At 42.4% G+C, this 728-nt stretch carries 1 protein-coding gene and 1 pseudogene; one reads left to right on the forward strand and one right to left on the reverse strand.

The window, feature by feature from the left end:
• Positions 1-347: pseudogene (locus R7O13_RS26795) on the forward strand (hypothetical protein); the annotation flags it as partial.
• A 148-nt stretch (positions 348-495) separates the two neighbouring features.
• Here R7O13_RS26795 and R7O13_RS26800 read toward each other — a convergent pair.
• Positions 496-728 (reverse strand): dihydrofolate reductase family protein (locus R7O13_RS26800; protein WP_318305197.1); only part of this gene is annotated, 233 nt, incomplete at its 5' end.

Consider the following 728-nt stretch of genomic DNA (forward strand, 5'->3'; position numbering starts at 1 on the left):
GAGAGAACCAAACGTTTACCGTTGTTCAATGCTCAAATATCCCAAACGATGACCCATTTATATTGGGTGAAAAATCCGAGGCATTAATATGGTACGGATATGATGAGCAACCGGACAATACCAAAGTTATTGTGACAGTCAGAGATAGGTATGGAAGAAAGCTACTAAGTGGAGAGCAATCGGTGAGTGAACTTCGCCGTAAGGGGTGGCGTTATCAAGGTATATTCCTTGATTTGAAAGCGAAAAACCCTTACTCACAGAAAGAAAAGAGTTTCATAGAAAAACAAAATCTAGAGACTAGGTATGAGCTTCACTCTAATTCTATTCTACTACCAACGGCATCATGAATAGCCATTAGGCTCACTGCGCGACATAAATTTGTTGCGCTGACCTCGTCCAAAAATGAGCGATGCTGAACACAGGTACTTAACACAACAAACGCCCCTCCTATCTCTAGGAAGGGCGTTTTTCTTTTATTCAAAATACCTAGGTAGATTACCTTTCACGCACGTAAGTCGTTTGAACTAAGGTGCTTAGCACCACTTCGCTCTTGGTCACTTTAAAATTGAGTGGTTGTCGCAAATCACCAAACAAAGGTGCGCCGCTGCCAAGTAGGATAGGGAAGCGAGTGATCACCATTTCATCGATAAGATCTTCTTTGAGGCAGTTTTGAATCGTCACGCCGCCGTCGATGTAAAGCTCGTTAAAGCCTTTTGTATTTAGGTCAG

The organism is Vibrio sp. Y176 (genome assembly GCF_033438945.1).